At 67.6% G+C, this 20,689-nt stretch carries 19 protein-coding genes; 12 read left to right on the top strand and 7 right to left on the bottom strand.

Features of this window, described 5'->3' with window-relative positions; translation table 11 throughout:
• The first annotated feature begins 141 nt into the window (after window positions 1-141).
• From EQZ23_RS12605 to EQZ23_RS12595, 3 genes are all read left to right on the top strand, one after another.
• A complete protein-coding gene (locus EQZ23_RS12605) occupies window positions 142-888 on the top strand; it encodes an electron transfer flavoprotein subunit beta/FixA family protein (RefSeq protein WP_128454818.1) in 747 nt (248 codons plus the stop codon).
• A complete protein-coding gene (locus EQZ23_RS12600; RefSeq protein WP_128454817.1) occupies window positions 885-1,814 on the top strand; it encodes an electron transfer flavoprotein subunit alpha/FixB family protein in 930 nt (309 codons plus the stop codon). The genes EQZ23_RS12605 and EQZ23_RS12600 overlap by 4 nt, the downstream gene beginning before the upstream one ends.
• Window positions 1,815-2,313: 499 nt before the next feature.
• Window positions 2,314-3,072, top strand: a complete 759-nt coding sequence (locus tag EQZ23_RS12595) for a TonB family protein (RefSeq protein ID WP_128454816.1) — start codon at window positions 2,314-2,316, stop codon at window positions 3,070-3,072.
• 4 nt (window positions 3,073-3,076) lie between these two features.
• Here the strand turns inward: EQZ23_RS12595 and EQZ23_RS12590 are convergent, their stop codons facing one another.
• On the bottom strand, window positions 3,077-4,189 hold the full coding sequence (locus EQZ23_RS12590; RefSeq protein ID WP_240663558.1) for an acyltransferase: 1,113 nt from the start codon (window positions 4,187-4,189) through the stop codon (window positions 3,077-3,079).
• 90 nt (window positions 4,190-4,279) lie between these two features.
• Between EQZ23_RS12590 and EQZ23_RS12585 the strand changes: the two genes are divergently transcribed.
• A complete protein-coding gene (locus EQZ23_RS12585) occupies window positions 4,280-5,521 on the top strand; it encodes a dipeptidase (protein ID WP_128454815.1) in 1,242 nt (413 codons plus the stop codon).
• A 169-nt stretch (window positions 5,522-5,690) separates the two neighbouring features.
• Here EQZ23_RS12585 and EQZ23_RS12580 read toward each other — a convergent pair whose 3' ends face one another.
• Together EQZ23_RS12580 and EQZ23_RS12575 are read right to left on the bottom strand one after the other, a co-directional pair.
• Entirely contained in the window at window positions 5,691-6,935 is a 1,245-nt protein-coding gene (locus tag EQZ23_RS12580; RefSeq protein WP_240663557.1) for an MFS transporter, read from the bottom strand.
• Entirely contained in the window at window positions 6,925-7,929 is a 1,005-nt protein-coding gene (locus EQZ23_RS12575) for a histone deacetylase family protein (protein WP_128454813.1), read from the bottom strand. The genes EQZ23_RS12580 and EQZ23_RS12575 overlap by 11 nt, the downstream gene beginning before the upstream one ends.
• Before the next feature lie 191 nt (window positions 7,930-8,120).
• Between EQZ23_RS12575 and EQZ23_RS12570 the strand changes: the two genes are divergently transcribed.
• Window positions 8,121-8,513: a hypothetical protein gene (locus tag EQZ23_RS12570; protein WP_128454812.1), complete on the top strand. Its 393-nt coding sequence runs from the start codon at window positions 8,121-8,123 to the stop codon at window positions 8,511-8,513.
• Window positions 8,514-8,619: 106 nt separating this feature from the next.
• Here the strand turns inward: EQZ23_RS12570 and EQZ23_RS12565 are convergent, their stop codons facing one another.
• Both EQZ23_RS12565 and EQZ23_RS12560 read right to left on the bottom strand, forming a co-directional pair.
• On the bottom strand, window positions 8,620-8,898 hold the full coding sequence (locus EQZ23_RS12565; RefSeq protein WP_128454811.1) for a hypothetical protein: 279 nt from the start codon (window positions 8,896-8,898) through the stop codon (window positions 8,620-8,622).
• 426 nt (window positions 8,899-9,324) lie between these two features.
• The gene (locus EQZ23_RS12560; protein WP_128454810.1) at window positions 9,325-10,890 is read right to left on the bottom strand and encodes a lysine--tRNA ligase; all 1,566 of its coding nucleotides are present in this window, start codon (window positions 10,888-10,890) and stop codon (window positions 9,325-9,327) included.
• A gap of 169 nt (window positions 10,891-11,059) precedes the next feature.
• Between EQZ23_RS12560 and EQZ23_RS12555 the strand changes: the two genes are divergently transcribed.
• Entirely contained in the window at window positions 11,060-13,759 is a 2,700-nt protein-coding gene (locus EQZ23_RS12555) for an ATP-dependent DNA helicase (RefSeq protein WP_128454809.1), read from the top strand.
• An 8-nt stretch (window positions 13,760-13,767) separates the two neighbouring features.
• On the top strand, window positions 13,768-14,316 hold the full coding sequence (locus EQZ23_RS12550) for a histidine phosphatase family protein (RefSeq protein ID WP_128454808.1): 549 nt from the start codon (window positions 13,768-13,770) through the stop codon (window positions 14,314-14,316).
• A 228-nt stretch (window positions 14,317-14,544) separates the two neighbouring features.
• Here the strand turns inward: EQZ23_RS12550 and EQZ23_RS12545 are convergent, their stop codons facing one another.
• Both EQZ23_RS12545 and EQZ23_RS12540 read right to left on the bottom strand, forming a co-directional pair.
• Entirely contained in the window at window positions 14,545-15,069 is a 525-nt protein-coding gene (locus EQZ23_RS12545; protein WP_128454807.1) for a DUF177 domain-containing protein, read from the bottom strand.
• Window positions 15,066-15,572: a ubiquinol-cytochrome C chaperone family protein gene (locus tag EQZ23_RS12540; protein WP_240663556.1), complete on the bottom strand. Its 507-nt coding sequence runs from the start codon at window positions 15,570-15,572 to the stop codon at window positions 15,066-15,068. Before EQZ23_RS12540 ends, EQZ23_RS12545 begins: the two co-directional genes overlap by 4 nt.
• Window positions 15,573-15,704: 132 nt before the next feature.
• Between EQZ23_RS12540 and bamE the strand changes: the two genes are divergently transcribed.
• From bamE to EQZ23_RS12515, 5 genes are all read left to right on the top strand, one after another.
• Window positions 15,705-16,211, top strand: coding sequence for an outer membrane protein assembly factor BamE (bamE, locus tag EQZ23_RS12535; protein ID WP_128454806.1), 507 nt, complete (start codon window positions 15,705-15,707; stop codon window positions 16,209-16,211).
• 238 nt (window positions 16,212-16,449) lie between these two features.
• A complete protein-coding gene (locus EQZ23_RS12530; RefSeq protein WP_240663555.1) occupies window positions 16,450-17,907 on the top strand; it encodes a glycosyl transferase family protein in 1,458 nt (485 codons plus the stop codon).
• Entirely contained in the window at window positions 17,904-18,914 is a 1,011-nt protein-coding gene (locus tag EQZ23_RS12525) for a hypothetical protein (protein WP_128454805.1), read from the top strand. Before EQZ23_RS12530 ends, EQZ23_RS12525 begins: the two co-directional genes overlap by 4 nt.
• A 63-nt stretch (window positions 18,915-18,977) precedes the next feature.
• Window positions 18,978-19,892, top strand: coding sequence for a sulfite exporter TauE/SafE family protein (locus tag EQZ23_RS12520; protein ID WP_128454804.1), 915 nt, complete (start codon window positions 18,978-18,980; stop codon window positions 19,890-19,892).
• Window positions 19,889-20,647: a TIGR02186 family protein gene (locus tag EQZ23_RS12515; RefSeq protein ID WP_128454803.1), complete on the top strand. Its 759-nt coding sequence runs from the start codon at window positions 19,889-19,891 to the stop codon at window positions 20,645-20,647. The genes EQZ23_RS12520 and EQZ23_RS12515 overlap by 4 nt, the downstream gene beginning before the upstream one ends.
• The last annotated feature ends 42 nt before the right edge of the window (window positions 20,648-20,689 follow it).

Below are 20,689 nucleotides of genomic sequence, written 5' to 3'. Positions count from 1 at the left end.
GGGCCTACCGCCGTGACGCTACGGCAACCCCGTTTTTCCGTACCGCACTTGCGAAAACGGCTCGAAACCGCCATCTGACCGGTCAACGCCGCCGGGTGACCGGCGGGCGAAACGAACATATTCACCTTGGAAGGAATCCCGATGAAGGTGCTGGTGCCGGTCAAGCGCGTGCTTGACTACAACGTGAAGCCTCGCGTGAAGGCGGACGGAACGGGCGTCGATCTGGCGAACGTCAAGATGAGCATGAACCCATTCGACGAGATCGCGGTCGAAGAAGCGATCCGCCTGAAGGACAAGGGCGTGACCGAGATCGTCGTCGTCTCGATCGGCGAGCAGAAAAGCCAGGAAACGCTGCGCACCGCGCTAGCGATGGGCGCGGACCGTGCGATCCTCGTCGTCAGCGAGACCAAGGTCGAGCCGCTCGGCGTTGCCAAGATCCTCGCCAAGATCGTCGAGGAGGAACAGCCCGACATGGTGATCCTCGGCAAGCAGGCGATCGACGACGACAACAACCAGACCGGGCAGATGCTCGCCGGCATCCTGAACTGGGGCCAGGGCACGTTCGCGTCGAAGGTCGAGATCGCCGACGGTTCGGTTCACGTGACGCGCGAAGTCGATGGCGGTGCCGAGACCGACACGCTGAAGCTGCCCGCGATCATCACCACCGATCTTCGCCTCAACGAGCCGCGCTACGCCTCGTTGCCGAACATCATGAAGGCCAAATCGAAGCCGATGGCGCAGAAGACGCCGGCCGATTTCGGCATCGACGTGACGCCGCGCCTGACCACGCTGAAGGTCGTCGAGCCCGCCAAGCGCTCGGCCGGGATCAAGGTCGCCGATGTCGACGCGCTGGTCGGCAAGCTCAAGGAAATGGGAGTCACCAAGTGAAGACGCTCGTCTGGGTCGAACATGACGGCACGGCCGTCAAGGATGCCACGCTGTCTGCCGTCACGGCGGCAAGCCAGCTTGGCGAAGTCCATCTGCTGGTCGCCGGCCAGGGCGTCGACGGCGTTGCGGCCGAAGCCGCGAAGATCGCCGGCGTCGGCAAGGTGCATGTCGCCGACGACGCCGCGTTCGCGCATGCGCTGGCCGAGAACGTCGCGCCGCTGATCGTCGAGCTGATGGGCCATCACGACGCGTTCCTCGCGCCGTCGACCACGCACGGCAAGAACATCGCGCCGCGCGTTGCCGCCTTGCTCGACGTCATGCAGATCAGCGACATCCTGTCGGTCGAGAGCGAGGACACGTTCACGCGTCCGATCTACGCCGGCAACGCGATCGCAACCGTGCAGTCGTCGGATGCGAAGAAGGTCATCACGGTGCGCGGCACGGCCTTCGCCAAGGCCGCGACCGAGGGTGGTTCGGGCGAGATCGAGGCGGTCGCGTCGACCGGTGACAAGGGTCTGTCGACCTTCGCCAGCGCCGAGATCGCCAAGAACGAGCGTCCGGAGCTGACCAGCGCGAAGATCATCGTCTCGGGCGGCCGAGCGTTGGCCTCGAGCGAGCAGTTCCACGCGACGATCGATCCGCTGGCGGACAAGCTCGGTGCCGGCGTCGGTGCCTCGCGCGCCGCGGTCGATGCCGGTTATGCCCCGAACGACTATCAGGTCGGTCAGACCGGCAAGATCGTCGCGCCGGAAGTGTATGTCGCGATCGGCATCTCGGGCGCGATCCAGCATCTCGCGGGCATGAAGGACTCGAAGGTCATCGTCGCGATCAACAAGGACGAGGACGCGCCGATCTTCCAGGTCGCGGACATCGGCCTGGTCGGCGATCTGTTCAAGATCGTGCCGGAGTTGACGGCGAAGCTGTAGGCGAACGCCGCTGCGCAAGGCAAAGCCGAGCGCAACAGCAAGCCCGGCCGCCGGCGCTTCAGCGTCGACCGACGACGCGGGATTTACTCCCGCGTCGCGCGCCAAGAACGGGCGGTGTGACTTAGGTCGCACCGCCCGTTCTCGTACCTACCAAATCGGCGTATCGCCCGCGCCCGTGATGCCGGGCACGTCACGGCACCCACCGATCCGAGCATCCAGCATGCGATCGGTGACACTCGGAATACCTCGGTACCTATCGTCCTGAAGCAGGGACGCGCTCGCGTTCGAACGACAGTCCGCTCTTCCGTGTTCTCCCGCGAAGGCGGGAGCCCAGTCTGGGTCCCCGCCTTCGCAGGGATGCAAGCTACCTTTGTCTCGCACGGATAGCGCCGAACAGCAGGCCCTGACCGAATAGATGTCGGACGGTCGGGCTATCACCACTCACGCAACCCCGACGCGCGGAGTTGCCCCCCACCGTCCGCCTCCCCAACTACCCAGCATGTACGGCGCCCACCAGAACCCGCGCGACCGCCTGCTATCCGCCGCCAGCGCGGCGCTCCTCTGCGCGCTGATCGGTTACGCGCTTGTCCTCGGCCTCGGCGTCAGCCTCCCCACCGCGGTCCCCGACGCCCTCAAGACCTTTGCGGTAGGTCCACCGCCCCCACCACCGCCACCGGAAAAGATCGTCCCCCGCCCCGCGAAAAGCCACCGCCCCGAAGGCGCAGCGTCCCCCGCGAACCTGCGCGCCAAGGCGACCGAAATCGTCGTCCCCAAACCGATCGTCCCCCCGATCATCCCCCCGCCGCCGGTCATCGCCGCGCTGAAGCCAGGCCCCGGCAACGACGCCACCACCGGCGCCGCGCCCGTCCCCGGACCGGGCACAGGTGCCGGCGGCGAGGGAAACGGCACCGGCAGCGGCCGCTCCGGAAACGGCGACGGCGATGGCGGCGACGAGACTCCGCCCCGCCTCCTCAAGGGCCGCTTCAAGAACAAGGATTTCCCCAATGCCGAGGCGGTGATCGGTGCGGGCGGGATCGTCGGCGTCCGCTACACGGTCGAGACCGACGGCAGCGTCACGCATTGCAGCGTCACGCACTCCAGCGGCAACGCGGTGCTCGACGCGACCACCTGCCGCCTGATCGAACTGCGCTTCCGCTATCGCCCCTGGCTCGACGCCGCCGGCCGGCCGGTGCGCTCGACCGTCGTCCACAACCAGGAATGGGTGAACCAGCTCGACCCGCCGTCGCGCGGGTCCTGACGCGCTAACGTCCCAGCCGCCCCCCGCTCAACACCCTCGCCGCCGCAGGCCAAACCGTCAGCAGCATCCGCCCCAAGACGATCGTCGCGCCGAGCACCAGCAGTGGCTGCACCAACAGATACAGCGGATAGATCGGCGCCCCGAGCGCTCCGGTCGCCAGCCCGATCACCGGCCCGAGCAGCCACAACAGCACCAGGTGATCGCAGAACGCGAGAAACCCGTACCGCTCCGTCGCCCGCAGCCGGTCCGCGACGCCGCTCCCCGCCAGCGCCCAGGCCAGCCGCCAGAACAGCACCGCGGACGCCAGCCGGAACACGAGATCGAACGCCGTCATCACATGCATGTGCGCGTCGAAAAACGTGTTTCCCAGCAAAGCCGTCCACAGCCTCGGCGCGATCAGCACCACGAACGGCAGAGCGCACAACACGACAGGCCACTTCGCCACCCGTTCTGCCAGGCCAAACCGCCGCGCGGCGATCCCCGCGGTAAAGAACAACAGGATCTGCGGCCGCAGCAATAGCGGGATATGCACCCCCGATACGCTCCACACGACCACCACCAGCGCGACCGCAGCCAGCCACGCACTCGACGCCCGCACCAGCACCGGCGCGATCATCATGCAGACGAACAGATCGCGCAGGAACGGCATCTGCACATTGATGTCGTTGGCATGCACCAGCGGCACGAGTTCGTTGAGCGTCCAGCCAAGGCTCGTCGGGGTCGGCGCCTTCAGATCGCCGAACGTCGCCGCCGCCCCCACCAGCAGAATCGCGATCGCGTTCCACAGCAGCATCGGCAACAGGATCGTCCGCGCCTTGCCCAACAGGAACGGCGCATAGCCCTGCCGCGCCGCGGTCGAGACGACGAGCCAGCCCGAGATCATGCCGAGCAACGGCACCGCGCTCCGCCCGAACAGCTCGGCGAGCATCGTCCGCAGCACCGCCTGCCCGCCGAACGCGACCGCCGCCAGCTCCTCGGCGGTCCGCCCGGTCCAGGCATGGACATAGACGATCCCCATGATCCCGATCAGCCGCGCGATCGCGATCGCGGTGGAGAGCCGGCTGTCGCTTGCATGTATTGCGCTGTCCCGCGCAGGCTTGGTCGATCTGATCTGCACGCCCTTCCTCGTTTTCGGACGCGGCTTTACCGCGCTTGTTGCCCGTGAACAGCTGCTTCAGGATGGAACGGACGTCACGGGGGACAAGTCATGATCGCCGCATTCCTGCTGTTGGCCGCGCAAGCGAGCCCCGCCGCTACCGCCGACGCCGCGCTGTTCCGCCGAATCGAGCGGGTGCTGGAACGCAGCCCGGTGATCGACGGCCACAACGACCTCGCCTGGGAAATCCGCGAGCTGCACGAGGCGAAAGTCGAATCCGTCGACCTCTCGCGCGACACCGCGCACCTGCCATACCCGCTGCAGACCGATATCCCCCGCCTGCGCAAAGGCCATGTCGGCGGCCAGTTCTGGTCGGTCTATATCCCCGCCGACGCAGCCCGCGCGGTCGAGATGACGCTGGAGGAGATCGACATCGTCCGCCGCTTCGTCGCCGCGAACCCGGCGACGTTCGAGCTCGCCACCACCGCCGCCGATATCCGCCGGATCGAAAAGGCCGGGCGGATCGCCTCGCTGATCGGCGTCGAGGGCGGGCACCAGATCGACGGGCGGCTCTCGGTACTGCGCCAATATCGCGCGCTCGGGGTGGCGTACATGACGCTGACGCACGGCAAGAGCCTGAACTGGGCGGATAGTTCCACCGACGCGCCCCGCGCCAACGGCTTGAGCGCATTCGGCCGCCAGGTGATCGCCGAGATGAACCGCATCGGCATGATCGTCGATGTTTCCCACGTGTCGGATGCGACGATGGCGGCAGCTTTGGCCGCGACCAAGGCGCCGGTGATCGCCTCGCACTCCAGCGCACGCGCGATCGCCGAGGCGCCGCGCAACATCCCGGACGACCTGCTGCGCGCGATCGGCACCAACGGCGGCGTGGTGATGGTGAACTTCTACCCGTCCTTCCTGTCGGGCGAGTGGCGCGCGTGGGATGTCGCGCGCTCAGCCTATGCCAAGAGCATCGGCGTGCCGGCAGGCGTCTACGGCGCCAAGGCGCCCGCGCCGCTGGTCGCGTGGGATGCGGCGCATCCCGAGCCGCCGGTCACCGCCGCAACGGTCGCCGATCATGTCGATCACATCGCCAAGGTAGCTGGCCACGACCATATCGGCATCGGCGGCGATTTCGACGGGATTCAGGGGACGGGGCCGATCGCAATGAAGGGCGTAGACGGCTACCCGCTGCTGTTCGCCGAACTCGCCCGCCGCGGCTGGAGCAACGCCGATCTCGCCAGGCTCTCGGGCGGCAACGTGTTGCGCGTGATGGTGCGGGTCGAGGCGGTCGCGAAGGGGATGGCGGGCATGCCGCCGGTCGACGCGACCGACGTGGCATCGCTGTAGGCGTGTTCCACACGATTAACCTATCGTCATCCCCGCGTAGGCGGGGATCCATATCCTCAAAGCTGCGCCATCCTGCAGTGAAGCCAGCCAATATGGGTTCCCGCCTCCGCGGGAATGACGGCTACGAGGCTGTACCGCTGGCAGAGACCGAGAACAGTTTGGCTCTCCCTCAAGGATCCGGCATCCGCTGCACAGCCGGCGGTTCCACCACCAGCGGCGGCACGGTGCGCAACACCAGCCCGATCACCAGCGCCACCACCCCGAGCAACAGGCAGAACGCGGTAACCCCCGGCCACCCGGCCCGCGTCCACGCGACACCGCCCGCCGATCCCAGCACGCTCGACCCCAGATAATAGAAGAACAGGTAGAACGCCGCCGCCTGCCCGCGCGACCCCTGCGCCCGCCTGCCGACCCACGCGCTGGCGATAGAATGCGCGCCGAAGAAGCCGATCGTCACCACCGCGATCCCCGCGATCACGAACGCCAGCGGCTGCATCGCGGTCAGCGCGACGCCGGCGATCAGCAGCACGACGGGAACCCAGAACACTTTCCGCCGCCCGAGCCGCCCGGCGAGCGTCCCGAACTTCGCCGAACTGACCGAGCCCAGCACGTACAGCAGGAACACCGCGCCGACCGCCGCCTGGCTCAGGCCGTACGGTGGCCCCATCAACCGGAAGCCGGCATAATTATAGATCGTGACGAACACGCCCATCAGCAGGAACGCCTCGAGATACAGCAGCGGCATCGCGCGATCGGTGAACAGCGATCCGGCACTCCGCAACAGCACGCCCGGCCGTCCCACGCTCGGCGTGAAGTTGCGCGAGGGCGGCGCGAGTCTACGGAACGCCTCCGCCATGGCGAGGCCCGCAATCCCCACCGCGGCAAGCGACCAGCGCCACCCGGCGACATCGGCGACCACGCTGACGACCAGCCGCCCGGCCATCCCCCCAAGCGCGCTGCCCGCGATATACAACCCCATCGCCGCGCCGACCGCGCCCGCATCGACCTCCTCGGCGACATAGGCCATCGCCACCGCGGGCACCCCCGCCAGCGCGACGCCGGTCAGGAAACGGAGCACGAGCAACCCGCTCCACCCCGGGACGACCGCCGCGGCCAAGGTCAGTGCCCCCGCCGCGAACATCGCCGCGATCATCAACGGCCGCCGCCCGACGCGGTCCGAGACGAACCCGGCAAAGAGGATGCCGATCGCCAGCGGCCCCGTCGCGAGCGACACAGCCAGCGACGCGACCTCCGCCGTCAGCCCGAACTGCGCGGCGAACAGTGGCAGCAACGGCTGCACCGAATAGAGCAGCGAGAAGGTCGAGAACCCCGCGAACAGCATCGCCAGCGTCAGGCGCCGATAGGCTGGCGTGCCGACTCCGATGGGGCTTGCGATCGGGGCTTCAGAACCCACCAAGGAAGCTCGCGACATTGTGCCCGAGCGCGTCGACCGCATAGCCCCCCTCCATCACGATCGCTGTCGGCCAGCCGCGTGCGGCGATGTCGCGCGCGAGCACGCCGTAATCGGGGGTGGTCAGCTTGAAGTGCGAGATCGGATCGCCCTCCCACGTATCCGCGCCGAAACTGACGACGATCAGGCCGGGCTCGAATGCGGCGATCGCGTCCAGCGCGGTGGTCTGCGCCGCGCGAAACGCATCGATGCGCGTGCCATGGGGAAGGGGGAGGTTCAGCGTCGTGCCGAGCCCTTCGCCTTCGCCGGTCTCGTCGGCATGACCCCAGTAGAACGGATAGTCGGTCTTGGGATCGGCGTGGACGGACGCGTAGAACACGTCGCCGCGGTCCGCGAAGACGTCCTGCGTCCCGTTGCCGTGGTGGTAGTCGATATCGAGGATCGCGACCCGCGCGATCCCGGCGTCGCGCGCCGCCTGCGCAGCGATCGCGGCGGTATTCAGGTGGCAATATCCGCCGCAATAATCCGGCCCCGCATGATGCCCCGGCGGCCGACACAGCGCGAACGCGGCACGGTCGCCACCCAGCACCGCATGCGTCGCGGCGAGCGCGGATTGCGCGCTGCCATAGGATGCGGCCCAGGTCTCGGCCGTGATCGGCGTCGTCGCATCGAAGCTGTGCGCCCCGATCAGCGCATCGATCCGGGTCAGGTCGAGCGGCCGGCGCCCCCGGATCGGAAACGCGTACGGGATCGCATCGCCCTCCCGCCCCGCCTCGCGCCACAACCGCGCGGCCTCCTTGAGAAACGCGACATACGCCGCCGAATGCACGGCCAGGATCGGCGCCTCGCCACGATCCTCCGGCGCTTCGACCGGCCCGAGCGCGCGCAGGATCGAATCGATCCGCGCAGGCGTCTCGGCATAGGCAGTAAACGCCCCGTTATGCAGCTCCCGCGCCGGCGCATGAGTCCGCTGGGCCTCGTCGAAGAACAACCGCATCTCTTGTTTCCCCTGCGCACGCGTCATGATGACAGAACCGACGGATCACTCTGCAGGTCCGCGAACCGATAGGCACGCATGCCGCAGTTCGGCGCGCCAAGGAATGTCTGGAATGGGAAGGAAAGCGGACCGTCCGCTATCAGATGATCGGTAGCCATTGCAGACCCTCGCGACGGCGCTAAGGTCGTCCAATGCGCGAGCCAGATTTCGAGATCGACGGGTGGTGTCTTGAGGACGGGGAGGCCTACCATGCCGAAGCGCCTGAAACCTTTTGGATACCTGAGCGAGACAGGCGAGAAAGCCTTGAAGCTGGCGATCACGCAAAGCTTATTTTTCGCATAAATGTCGACAATGCGGATGGGAATGTCTCATTCGAGCGCATGTGGGTGCTTGTCCGAGAGCGGACATCAGACGGGTATCTTGGTGTTCTAAATAATGAACCCGATACCGTCGCCGAGAACGATGAGTTTTGGCTTGGTACGGAGCTTCCATTCTCTGCCAAACACGTGATCAACATCAACGAACGAGACGCAACCACCACGGCGCTCGCCCTCGACGAGCCGCGCACGCGCTGGCCAGGCTGACGGCTGCTCCGGGCCTGTGCCGACAGGGCATTGGACGTCCGCTAATGGGGGAGGAAAGCGGACAGGCGGCGTTCGGGACGATCCGCTGAAAAGCGGACGCTGAGAATTACCGACTTGTGAGCAATCGCTTCCTATACAGCGCGTCCGGGGCCTTGGCCGCTTCGATCCTGATACGGCGATGTAGCACCCCCACCATCAATGGACCGCCTACTAGAAGCAGCCCGACCAGCACCTCTACGAACTCCGGCGACCAGCCAGCCAGCAGAGCCGCTCCATAGATCAGCGCGAAGAACGCGAACCACGTGAATGCTGCGGCATCAACGAGGAGCAGCGGCGTCCTGCACTGGTAGTGCTGGTGTGCAAAACGCCAAAACGCCGCTTTCATGCTGCCCCCATCTCTATTTCGGCCCAATCGTAACGTCGGCTTTCGGGAAGCGCCACCTGCGATGCAAGCGGCAACAACTGGGCGTAAGCGGAATGGTCGGAATGGAGAGGAAAGCGGCCAGGTGACTTTCGAGAGCGGGGCGTGGATAACTGCCGTTGCGTGTCGGTTCCATTGGATACATTCGATCGCAAAGGATCGCGGATGTTCAGAGCAATAATCGAGGTGTTGGGTGCGTTATTCGCCAATGCTCCGGTGTCCGAAGACGCCCGTGGGCGGCGATTCTGATTTTTGGCTGTCGCCATGACTTTAGCAGCGGTTTTTATTTACATTGGCATCGCAATACATAGGTAGTTCGCTTGGGCGAATGTCCGCAATCGGGAAGCGGAAGGCTGGCTCTGAACGGCCGCAATTGGGCGAAGGTACGCCTTACCGCGCCAACGCCTCCGCAATCAGCGTCCGAGAGTTCGCCACGCCGTACAGCGCGATGAAGCTGCCCATCCGCGGGCCCTGCTCCGACCCGAGCAGCGTCTCGTACAGCGCCTTGAACCAGTCGCGGAGATTCTCGAACCCGCCGGTCTTGCCGATCTCGTAGACGATGTTCTGGATATCCTCCGCGCTCGCCTCCGCCGGCAACGCGGCCAGTTCCGCATCCAGCCGCTCCAGAGCCGCGACCTCGACACCCTCGGGCGCGCGGCGCTTCAACGTCGGCGCGACGAAATCACGGCCATAGGCCAGCGCATGGTCGATCAGCTTGTCGAGCTCGGGGTATTTCTCCGCCGACGCATCCGGCACGTAATTCGCCAGATAGCCCCAGACCTGCTCCTTGCTCGCATCGCCCATCACGCCGACGAGGTTGAGCAACAGCCCGAACGTCACCGGCAGCTCGCCCGTCGGCAGCTTGCCGTCATGGATGTGATGCACCGGGTTGCCGAGCTTCTGCTTCAGGTCCTGACCCGCGTAATTGCCGCGGAACTGCCAGTAATCGTCCACCGCACGCGGGATCACGCCCATGTGCAGCGATTTCGCCTTTTTGGGCTCGCGGTAGGCGTAGAACGCCAGCGACTCCTGCGGGCCATAGGTCAGCCACTGGTCGAGGCTCAGCCCATTGCCCTTCGACTTCGAGATCTTCTCGCCATTCTCGTCGAGGAACATCTCGTAGTTGAACCCCTCGGGCGGGCGCCCGCCGAGCACGCGCGCGATCTTCGACGACTGAGTCACCGAATCGATCAGGTCCTTGCCCGCCATCTCGTAATCGACGCCGAGCGCGACCCAGCGCATCGCCCAGTCGACCTTCCACTGGAGCTTCGCCTTGCCGCCCAGCACCGACTGCGTGATCCGCTGCCCCTCATCCTCGAACGCAATAGTGCCCGCCTCGGCATCGATCACCTCGATCGGCACCTGCAACACGATCCCGCTGGTCGGCGAGATCGGCAGCACCGGCGAATAGGTCGCGCGGCGTTCTGCACGAAGTGTAGGGAGCATCACGTCCTGAATGCCCTGGAAATGCTGGAGCACCCCCTTCAGCGCCTCGTCGAAACGACCGGAGGTGTAGTATTCGGTCGACGATGCGAATTCATAGTCGAAGCCGTAGCGGTCGAGGAATTCGCGCAAAATCGCGTTGTTATGCGCGGCAAAGCTCGAATGCGTCCCGAACGGATCGGGGATCTGCGTCAGCGGCTTGCCGAGATGTTCGCGCAGCATGTCGCCGTTCGGCACGTTGTCCGGCACCTTGCGCAGCCCGTCCATGTCGTCCGAAAACGCGATCAGCCGCGTCGGCGTATCGCTCAGCGCATGGAACGCGTTGCGCACCATCGTCGTCCGCAGCACCTCGTTGAAGGTGCCGATATGCGGCAGGCCCGACGGCCCGTAGCCGGTCTCGAACAGCACCGGCGCGCCCTGCTTGCCCTGCGGATAGCGCTTCAACAGTTTGCGCGCCTCCTCATACGGCCAGGCTTTGGACTCGAGGGCGGCGGTGCGGAGGTCTTCGGTCATGCCTGGGGCGATAGCGTGTGCCAGCCGAAACGCACAACCCCGTTCCCCCGCGGACGCGGGGGCCCAGCTAAACCTCGGGCGGGATGCTTGGCCCCTGGCCTCCCGCCTTCGCGGGAGAACAAGGAAGCAAAAGGTTGCCCTTTCGTTCCGCTTCGCACAAGGTCCGGCAGTGCTGCCCTATCCCGCCCTCCACGCCAGCCACGCCGGCATCTGGATCGCGAATGCAGACGGCGCGCGTCCGATCGGCCGGGGCGAGGCGATCCGGATCGCCGCCGACACGCCCGTCATCATGCTCAACGCGCCGCTCGTTGGACAGCGCCTCGGCTATCCCGACCTGTCCGGGCTAGACCTGCTCGAACTCTACGCGTTCCTGCGCCCGGCGCAGTTTGCGGTGCCGACGCCCAAGGGGATCGCCCGCGTCACCGGGCTCGAAATGCCCAGCGAGGATGCGAAGGTCGCCCCCTTCCTGCTCCGCGCGGCCGAGGCGATGCTTGCGCTGACCGACACCGACTGGCCGGAACGCGAAGGCGCATGGACCGCGGCGCAATCCTTGTTCCGCCTGCGCTGGCCCTGGGCGCCGGTCGTCGCCGAGCGGCTGAAGAAACCCGCGGTCAACGAACGCTGGCTCTTCACGCGGCTTCCCGAATGGGAGGAGCACGCCCCGCGACCCGCGCCGCGCACCGTCACGATCGAGCCGGGCGATGCCGAGGCGCGCCTCGTCGACCTCACCGGCCACGGCGCGGAGGAACGGATGGGCCAGCGCGCCTATGCCGGCGCCGCCACCGCCGCGTTCGCTCCGCGCGCGATGCGCGACACGCCGAACCTCGTCCTCGCCGAGGCCGGCACCGGGATCGGCAAGACCTTGGGCTATCTCGCCCCAGCCTCGCTCTGGGCGGAGAAAGCCGGCGGCGCGGTGTGGATCTCGACCTACACCAAGACGCTCCAGCGCCAATTGGGCCAGGAAACCGCGCGCCTGTTCCCCGACCCCGCGATCCGCAAGGCCAAGGTCGTCACGCGCAAGGGCCGCGAGAATTATCTCTGCCTGCTGAACCTGGAGGACGCGCTGCAAGGCGGGTTCGCGGGTCGCGCGGCGATCCTCGCGCATCTCGTCGCACGCTGGGCCGCGTACAGCGCGGATGGCGACATGGTCGGCGGCGACCTGCCCGGCTGGCTGCCGACATTGTTCCGCCGCAACGGCTCGACCGCGCTGACCGACCGGCGCGGCGAATGCGTCTATGCCGGCTGCCCGCACTACCGGAAATGCTTCATCGAGCGCGCCGCCCGCGCCTCGTCCGACGCCGACATCGTCATCGCCAACCACGCGCTGGTGATGGTCAACGCCGCCCGCGGTCGCGAACTCGCGACGCGTCCGACGCGCTACGTGTTCGACGAGGGGCACCATATCTTCGACGCGGCCGATTCGATGTTCGCGACCGCGCTGACCGGTGCTGAGACGATCGAGTTGCGCCGCTGGATCCTCGGCCCCGAATCGAGCGGTCGTGGCCGGAGGCGAGGGCTCGCCGCGCGCCTCTCCGATCTCGCCAGCTACGACGAACAGGGGGCCAGGGCGATCAGCGACGCGGTCACCGCCGCGGGGGCGCTGGCGTCCGACGGCTGGCTGCAACGTCTGGGCGAAGGCGCGCCGTTCGGCCCGATCGAGACGCTGCTCGCCGCCGTCCGCGGCCTCACCTACGCGCGCGCCGAACAGCCGGGCGACGCGGGCTATGGCCTGGAGACCGAACTCGCCGAACCCGACGCCACGCTGATCGAGGCCGCAGCCCCCGCCGCCGCGTCGCTCGACGCACTGGTCCGCCCGCTCGTCACGCTCGGCCGTCGGCTGGAAGCGGTGCTCGCCGAAGCGCCCGACTGGATGGACGGACCCGCGCGCGCACGAATCGAGGGCGCGATCGCCTCGATCGGCTGGCGCGCGGAGACGGTCGCGTCGTGGCTGTCGCTGCTCGCGCGCGTCGGCGGCCCGGTCGACGGCGATTTCGTCGACTGGCTCGCGGTCGACCGCATCGAGGGCCGCGAGTTCGACATCGGCCTCCACCGCCACTGGCTCGACCCGACGCGGCCCTTCGCCGAGATCGTCCTGAAGCCCGCCCACGGTGCGCTCGTCACCTCGGCGACGCTCACCGGCGGCGGCGACTGGGAGGTGGCCGAAGCCCGCACCGGCGCACCACATCTATTGCGCCCACCCGCCCGGTTCGAGGCAAAGAGCCCGTTCGACTACACCCGGCAGGCCGAAGTCCTGATCGTCACCGACGTGAAGCGCGGCGACATCGGCGCGCTGGCCAACGCCTATGCACAGCTGATCGTCGCCAGCCGCGGCGGCACGCTTGGCCTGTTTACCGCAATCCGCAGGTTGCGCGGCGTCCACGGCCGAATCGCCGATCGCCTCGCGCGCGAAGGCCTGCCGCTCCACGCACAGCACGTCGATCCGATCGACACCGGCACGTTGGTAGACATCTTCCGCGACGATCCCGGCGCGAGCCTGCTCGGCACCGATGCGCTGCGCGACGGCGTCGACGTGCCCGGCGAATCCTTGCGGCTGGTGGTGATGGAGGGCGTTCCCTGGGCGAAACCCTCCGTCCTCCATGCCGCACGCCGTCTCGCCGGCGGCGGTTCGGCGTACGACGATCGCCTCGTCCGCGCGCGGCTCGCACAGGCGTTCGGCCGGCTGATCCGCCGCGCCGACGATTCGGGCGTGTTCGTGATGCTCTCCGCGGCGATGCCTTCGCGCCTGCTCAGCGCCTTCCCGCCGGGCGTGCCGATCGCCCGCGTCACGCTCGAAGAAGCGGTGGCCCGAGTCGCAAGCCGGCTTTCCTCAAGCGCCAGCGTAGGGCATGAAAGCCACGAACCGGCTTGAGGATTACCATGAAGACGTTGACGCTCTTGCGCCACGCCAAGTCCGGCTGGGACGATCCGGTCGCGCGCGACTATGATCGTCCGCTCAACGCCAAGGGCAAGCGCGCCGCCGCGATGGTCGGCCGCCACATGCGCAGCCTCGACCTCGTTTTCGACCACGCGATCGCCTCGCCGGCGATGCGCGTGACGGAAACGCTGGAGCAGATCGAGGCCGGTTATGGCCGCACGATCGCCCCCGCGCTGGACCGCCGCGTGTACCTCGCGTCGGCGGCGACCTTGCTGGACGTCGTCCACGGGTTTCCGGCGGAGGTCGAGAGCGCGCTGCTGATCGGCCACAACCCCGGGCTCGAGGATCTGGTGCTGATGCTGGTCGCGGACGGCGCGGACGGCGCGGACCCCTTACGCGACGCGGTGGAGGACAAATACCCCACCGCCAGCATCGCCGAACTTCAGTTCGACACGGCCGATTGGGCGGACATCGCCACCGGCACCGCCCGCCTGACCCGCTTCATCCGCCCCCGCGATCTCGACCCGACGTTAGGCCCCGACGCGGACTGACCTGTACGCGAACTAACTTGTTTCCCCGCGAAGGCGGGGACCCAGACTGGGCTCCCGCCTTCGCGGGAGAACAAGGAGAGGCGCGTACCCTCCCAACCAACACCACCCCGGCGAAGGCCGGGGCCCAATTGGGTGACCTCGCGAACTGCGCGCGCGCCTAGTTACCGCGACCTTTCCAATTGGGCCCCGGCCTCCGCCGGGGTGGTGGGTATGCGTGAGAACAGAAACTCAGCGCTTCGCCGCCATCTGCGCCTTCAAATCCGCAAACGCGTTCGCCGGCCGGAACTCGTCCTCGCTGATCACCCCGGCCGCCGCCAGCGCCGCCGCCGCATTCGGCCCTCTTGGAAACGGATCGATCGCCAGCGCCAGCGTATCCGCCGCCGCCTCACCCAGATCGATCGCGCCGCCCACGATCGCGACCACGTCGAGCGCGTCGTCGGACAGTTCGACCTCGTCGCCCTCCGCCACCAGCTGTTGGACGAAGCGCAACGCCACCGGCTCGTCGATCTGCGTATCGAGAGGTTCGTCGGTCACCGAACACGCCTGCACCGCCGCCCCGGTCACGCGGCCCTTCACCAGGATCCCGCTATCGTCGCGCCGAATCGTGAACCGCGCCTCGAGTCGCGCAATCGAGACGATCGCGAACCGCTTCGCCAGCGCGGCGCGCTCGGCCTCGTTCGCGACGATCTCGACGATCCGCTCGCGCTCGCCGATCGTGTCGAGGCGTTCGGGGCGGCTGAACTCGGTATTCAAGGCAACTCTCCAGCAAGCAAATTAGTCATCGGCGTCGTCGCCAGCGCGGCATGGAACGCCATCACGGAGTCGCGGACATGCGCGAGCGCGGCATGCTGAGGCGCCGCGCCGCGGTACAGATTACGAACCAGCGCCGGCGTGATGTCACCCGCCGCCAGCCCGTCGCGATACGCGCCGAGGCGCCCGCCGAGCATGCTCATCATCTTGCCGATATGCTTGCCGACGATGATGTCGCCGATCCCTATCTCGCGCAATTGCCCGTCCATGTCGTCGACGAAGCGCTCCGCCAGCCTTGCCGCGGGTTCGCCGCCCGCCGGCTCCGCCTCGAGCCGCAGCATGACGATCGCGAGCAACGTCGCGATCATGTCGAACCGGCCATCCACCGTGTCGGGCACCGCGCCATCGCAGTACCAATGTTCCGCGCGTGCACGGCCGACCACCGCATTATACAGTGGCAATGCCTCGTCCGGCTTCTCGCCGAGCAGTTTTCCGAACCAGCCCAATCGTCGTCCTTCGGGTCGTACCTGCGCTTCGGCTTGTTTGCCCGCGCAACCTCGCATATCGAGGCGAACGGCGGCCGATGCAAATGCGTGGGACTCGTCACGTGTTTTCGCGTGCCCCGGTTGGGAGTTTATATGAGTGTGTTTTCCGCCCGTACGGGTCTCGCCGCAGCACTTGCGGTCGCCGCCTTGGCCAGTGGGGGCTGCACCCAGCTGCGCTCGCATCAGGGCTATGTCGTCGACACCGACCTCGTCAACTCGGTCCAGCCGGGGGTCGACAACCGCCAGTCGGTGCTCGCCACGCTCGGCAAGCCGACGCTCGCGGGGCAGTTCGACCAGGGCGACTGGTATTATCTCGCGCGCGACAGCCGCAACCTCGCGTTCCGCAATCCGCGCCCGAACGCGCAGATCACGCTGCAGATCAGCTTCGACCAGAAGGGTACCGTCACCGCGATCCGTCGCGGCGGTCTCGATCAGGTCGCCTCGATCAAGCCGTATGGCAAGAAGACCCCGACGCTTGGTCGCGAGCGCGGCTTCTTCCAGGATCTGTTCGGCAACATCGGCACGGTCGGTGCGGCGGGTGCAGGCGGTGGCGCGGGCAATGGCAGCAACACCGGCGGCGGCGGACGCGACCGTCCATAATTTCTGTGTGATTCGAGTATCCTGAGGCCAGTTTGGCCGCGCCGCGTGCTACGCATCGGCGCGGCCGGCCCGATGACGGTTCGGTGCCGATCCCGAAAGGGGGAAAAGGGATCCCGTGCCTAACGCGCGTGCCGCGGGAAGGTTCGAATAATATCGCACGGCTCAAACATTCGATTCGGATCAGGTTGAAACCGAAACGGACGCGATCTTGTATAGCCTCCGCGCCCGGGGGTGCGATGTGGTCGAGTCGTTGTGGATCTTCGACGTCTTCGCACGCGAGACCCTGCTGTTCGCCGGCGTAGGTTTGCTGATCGGTGGCATCGACGACCTGCTGATCGACCTGGTCTTCCTCGTCCGACGCCTCCTATATGGGCACCGGCCCCGCCTGACGCTCGCGACCCTGCCGCCACGGCGCGTCGTCGGCCGCATCGCGGTCTTCGTCGCCGCGTGGGACGAGGTTGCGGTGATCGGCGGCATGTTGTCGACCGCGATCGAGCGCTACGAGCATGACGACTATCGCATCTATGTCGGCGTCTATCCCAACGACAAGGCAACGATCGACGCCGCCGCGGCGGTCGCGGAACGAGACCCGCGGATCCGGCTGGTCATCGGGCCGCGCAATGGGCCGACCACCAAGGCGGACTGTCTCAACACGCTGTGGCGGGCGCTGCGCCGCGACGATGCGCGCGATGCGCGGCCGACCAAGGCGATCGTCCTCCATGATGCCGAAGACGTGGTGCATCCGCAGGAACTGCGCGTCGTCGACAGCCTGATCGATCGGTACGAGGTCGTGCAGCTGCCCGTCCTGCCGCTGGTCAACCGCGGCGCGCGGCTGGTGTCGGGCCACTATGCCGACGAATTTGCGGAATCGCACGCCAAGCAGATCATCGTCCGCACCGCGCTCGGCGCGGGGATGCCGCTGGCGGGGACGGGCTGTGCGATCGCACCCGAAGTATTGGCGATGGTTGCCCAGGCGCGCGGCGGCGACCCGTTTGACGCGACCAGCGTGACCGAAGATTATGAGCTTGGCCTGCGCCTCGCCGAACTCGGCGCCCGTGGCATATTCGCGCGGGTCGCGACCGACGATGTCGGCGGGGTGGTCGCGGTCCGCGCGTATTTCCCGGGAACGATCGATGCGTCGGTGCGACAGAAGACCCGGTGGATGACCGGCATCGCGCTCGCCGGCTGGGATCGGACGGGATGGGCGCCGCCGCGCGCGGTCGCCGATCACTGGATGCGGATGCGCGACCGTCGGGCACCGCTCGGCGTCATCGTGCTCGCGGTCGCCTATCTCGCGATGCCGGCATGGGCGTTGGCGATCCTGCTGCACTGGCAGGCGGGTGCCGCGATTCCCTATCCCCCGTCGCAGCCGACCGGCTTCGTCCTGCTCGTCGCCAACGCCGCGCTGCTGGCGTGGCGGCTGGCGATGCGAATGATCTTCACCGGGCGAAGTTACGGCCTGCGCGAGGCGCTGTGGTCGTTGCCGCGTTTCCTGGTCGGCAATGTCGTCGCGCTGCTCGCGGCGCCGCGCGCGGTGATCGTCTATATCGGCATGCTGCGTGGCGCGCCGCTGGTCTGGGACAAGACCCGACACGACTTTCCCGACGTGATGGCCGGCGCCGAAACGCTGCCGACCGGTCGACCGCAGACCGCCGCCGTCGTCGTCGCCGTCGCCATCGCCGTCGCCGTCAGATGACCGGCGGTCGTCCGCTGCGGTTCCTGGCGATGATGCTGGGCGGGTGGACGATGATCCGGATCGCGGTCCTGCTCTCCGAGGACGGAACGCTGCCCGACGGCCCGGTCATTCCGGCGGTGATCGAAATCCTGGTCCCCGACGCGGTCGCAGCAGTCTTCACGAAGTCCGGCGAGCGCCAGCCCATACCCGAACCGATCGGTGCGCTCCGTACCGAGCCGGTCGCTGCGCCACATTTACGGACCCTCGCGCTGGCGTGGAAAATGCCTGACCGGCCCCACTACCCCATCGACCACGGTCTTCCAGCGCAGCCCCGACCGTTCGCCGAATCGAAACGGCAAACCATCCCCTCCCCGTTCGCACCGCCGGCACGCGTACGCGAAGCGCGCCGACTGAACGGCAGTGCGTGGCTGCTCGCCCGCGGCGGACCTGCGGGTACGTTGTCCGGCGGTCAGCTTGGCGCCTCGCAAGGCGGGGTTCGATTGACCTACGCACTGGGACGACGACGCCGGTTCGCGCTGACCGCGCGTCTGGCGGCCCCGTTGCGCGGCAAAGGCCGCGAAGCCGCGCTCGGCGTCGAATGGCAACCGACCGCGCTGCCGATCCGCCTGATCGCCGAGCAGCGTTTCGTGCTGGACGGCGGCCGCGGCGGCCCGACATTGGGGATCATCGCCGGCTACGGCCCCGCCGACATCGCCCCCGGCGTACGCGTCGAAGCGTATGGCCAGGCCGGCGTCATCGCCCGCGACGGTCTGGAGCGGTTCGTCGATGCATCCGCGCGCATCACGCATCCGCTGGGCGGCGTCGCGGGCGCCCGCATCGATATCGGGCTCGGGATATGGGGCAGCGCGCAACGCGGCACCGAACGCCTCGACATCGGTCCGTCGCTGGTCGTCGGCGTACCCGTCGCAGGCAAATCGTTGCGCCTCACGCTCGACTGGCGCGAACGCGTGGTTGGCGCCGCCCGCCCCGGCTCGGGCCCGGCCCTGTCGATCGGCAGCGACTTTTAAAGACGGTATCGCATGCCACGACGGCCTAGCCCCGCCGCCGGGTTCCGGTGTAACGCTGCGGCCGTGGATCTGTATCTCCCCGTCGCCAACCTGTCGGTCAATGCGCTCGTCATCATCCTGCTTGGCGGGGGTGTCGGGCTGTTGTCGGGTATGTTCGGGGTCGGTGGCGGCTTCCTGACGACGCCGCTGCTGATCGTCTACGGCATCCCGCCGACCGTCGCCGCCGCCTCGTCGGCCAGCCAGGTGACCGGCGCCAGCGTCTCGGGCGTGTTCGCGCATTTCCGGCGCAAGGGCGTCGATACCAAGATGGGCGGGGTGCTGGTCGCGGGCGGTATCGTCGGCTCGTTCTTTGGGGCGTGGCTGTTCCGGCTGCTCCAGCAGAGCGGCCAGATCGATACGGTTATCGCGATCGTCTACGTCGTCATGCTCGGCTCGATCGGCGGGCTGATGGCAAAGGAGTCGATCAGCACGATCGGCCGCGTGCGCACCGGCCGCCCGCCCAAGGCTCGCAAGCGACGCCATCACCCGCTGGTCGCCGCGCTCCCGCTGCGCACGCGCTTCTACGCGTCGGGGCTCTACATCTCGCCGCTCGCGCCGCTCTTGCTCGGCTTCTTCACCGGTATCCTGACGATCCTGCTCGGCATCGGCGGCGGCTTCATCCTCGTTCCCGCGATGATCTACCTGCTCGGCATGGCGACCTCCGTCGTCGTCGGCACGTCGTTGTTCCAGACGTTGTTCGTCACCGCGGTGGCGACGATGGTGCACGCGACCACCACCAAGGCGGTCGACATCGTCCTGGCCGGCCTGCTCCTGCTCGGCTCGGTGGTCGGCGCACAGATCGGCGCGCGGTTCGCGACCAAGTTCCGCCCCGAATATCTCCGCCTCGCACTCGCGGTCATGGTGCTGCTGGTCGGCGCGCGCATCCTGCTCGGGCTGGTCTGGCGGCCCGAGGAGATCTTCTCGGTCACGCTGTCATGAGGGCTGGCTGGCTCGTCCTCCTGGCGCCGCTCCTGATGGCGCAGGCGAAACCCGTGCTCGTCCCCGACGTGTCGCAGCGCAATATCGAGATCGCCTACAGCTTCACCGGCGCCGAGCTCCTGCTGTTCGGTGCGATCCTTTATCCCGGCGGGCGATTGCCAAGCGACGAGCATCCGACCGACGTCGTCGTCGTCGTGAAGGGCCCGACCCAGTCGATCCTGATGCGCGAGAAGGAAAAGGTCGCGGGTATCTGGGTCAACGCCTCGCGGCTGCGCTATCGCTCGGCGCCCAGCTTCTACGCGATCGCCTCGTCCAAGCCGATCGACCGCCTCGTCGACGACCGCACCCGCGCGATCTACGAACTCGGGCTCGACAGCCTGCAATTGTCACCCGCGTCCAGCGCGCCGACCGGCACGCAGGACCGCTTCCAGAAAGGCCTCGTCGACCTCAAGCGCCGCGCCGGCCTGTATTACGAGGCGCCGCGCGCGGTCGAGATCACCGACGGTGTCCTCTACCGCGCGCGCGTGTCGATCCCGGCGCGCGTGCCCGTCGGCCGATTCACCGCGGAGACGTTCCTGATCCGCGACGGCCGCGTGCTGGCGGCGGCGGTGCGCGACATCGAGATCCGCAAATCGGGTTTCGAGCGCTTCGTCGCCCGCGCCGCGGATCGATCGTCGGTGATCTACGGTCTGGTCGCGGTCGCGCTGTCGGTATTCCTCGGCTGGGCGGCAGGCTGGATCGCGCGAAGAGTGTAGCGCGCGTTCACCATCGTCACCGGATGTTTACGCCTTTGCGGG

It is taken from the genome of Sphingomonas sp. UV9, assembly GCF_004101245.1.
GTDB lineage: Bacteria > Pseudomonadota > Alphaproteobacteria > Sphingomonadales > Sphingomonadaceae > Sphingomonas.
Note: the sequence above shows the minus strand (reverse complement) of the source record. Positions and strands in the feature narration are given on the sequence as shown.

What these genes read in the sequence shown, in the direction of transcription:
- EQZ23_RS12605 (WP_128454818.1), top strand. Translation starts at nt 142, where the DNA reads ATGAAGGTGCTGGTGCCGGTCAAGCGCGTGCTTGACTACAACGTGAAG.
- EQZ23_RS12595 (WP_128454816.1), top strand. Translation starts at nt 2,314, where the DNA reads ATGTACGGCGCCCACCAGAACCCGCGCGACCGCCTGCTATCCGCCGCC.
- EQZ23_RS12585 (WP_128454815.1), top strand. Translation starts at nt 4,280, where the DNA reads ATGATCGCCGCATTCCTGCTGTTGGCCGCGCAAGCGAGCCCCGCCGCT.
- EQZ23_RS12575 (WP_128454813.1), bottom strand. Translation starts at nt 7,929, where the DNA reads ATGCGGTTGTTCTTCGACGAGGCCCAGCGGACTCATGCGCCGGCGCGG.
- EQZ23_RS12570 (WP_128454812.1), top strand. Translation starts at nt 8,121, where the DNA reads ATGCGCGAGCCAGATTTCGAGATCGACGGGTGGTGTCTTGAGGACGGG.
- EQZ23_RS12565 (WP_128454811.1), bottom strand. Translation starts at nt 8,898, where the DNA reads ATGAAAGCGGCGTTTTGGCGTTTTGCACACCAGCACTACCAGTGCAGG.
- EQZ23_RS12560 (WP_128454810.1), bottom strand. Translation starts at nt 10,890, where the DNA reads ATGACCGAAGACCTCCGCACCGCCGCCCTCGAGTCCAAAGCCTGGCCG.
- EQZ23_RS12550 (WP_128454808.1), top strand. Translation starts at nt 13,768, where the DNA reads ATGAAGACGTTGACGCTCTTGCGCCACGCCAAGTCCGGCTGGGACGAT.
- bamE (WP_128454806.1), top strand. Translation starts at nt 15,705, where the DNA reads ATGAGTGTGTTTTCCGCCCGTACGGGTCTCGCCGCAGCACTTGCGGTC.
- EQZ23_RS12525 (WP_128454805.1), top strand. Translation starts at nt 17,904, where the DNA reads ATGACCGGCGGTCGTCCGCTGCGGTTCCTGGCGATGATGCTGGGCGGG.
- EQZ23_RS12515 (WP_128454803.1), top strand. Translation starts at nt 19,889, where the DNA reads ATGAGGGCTGGCTGGCTCGTCCTCCTGGCGCCGCTCCTGATGGCGCAG.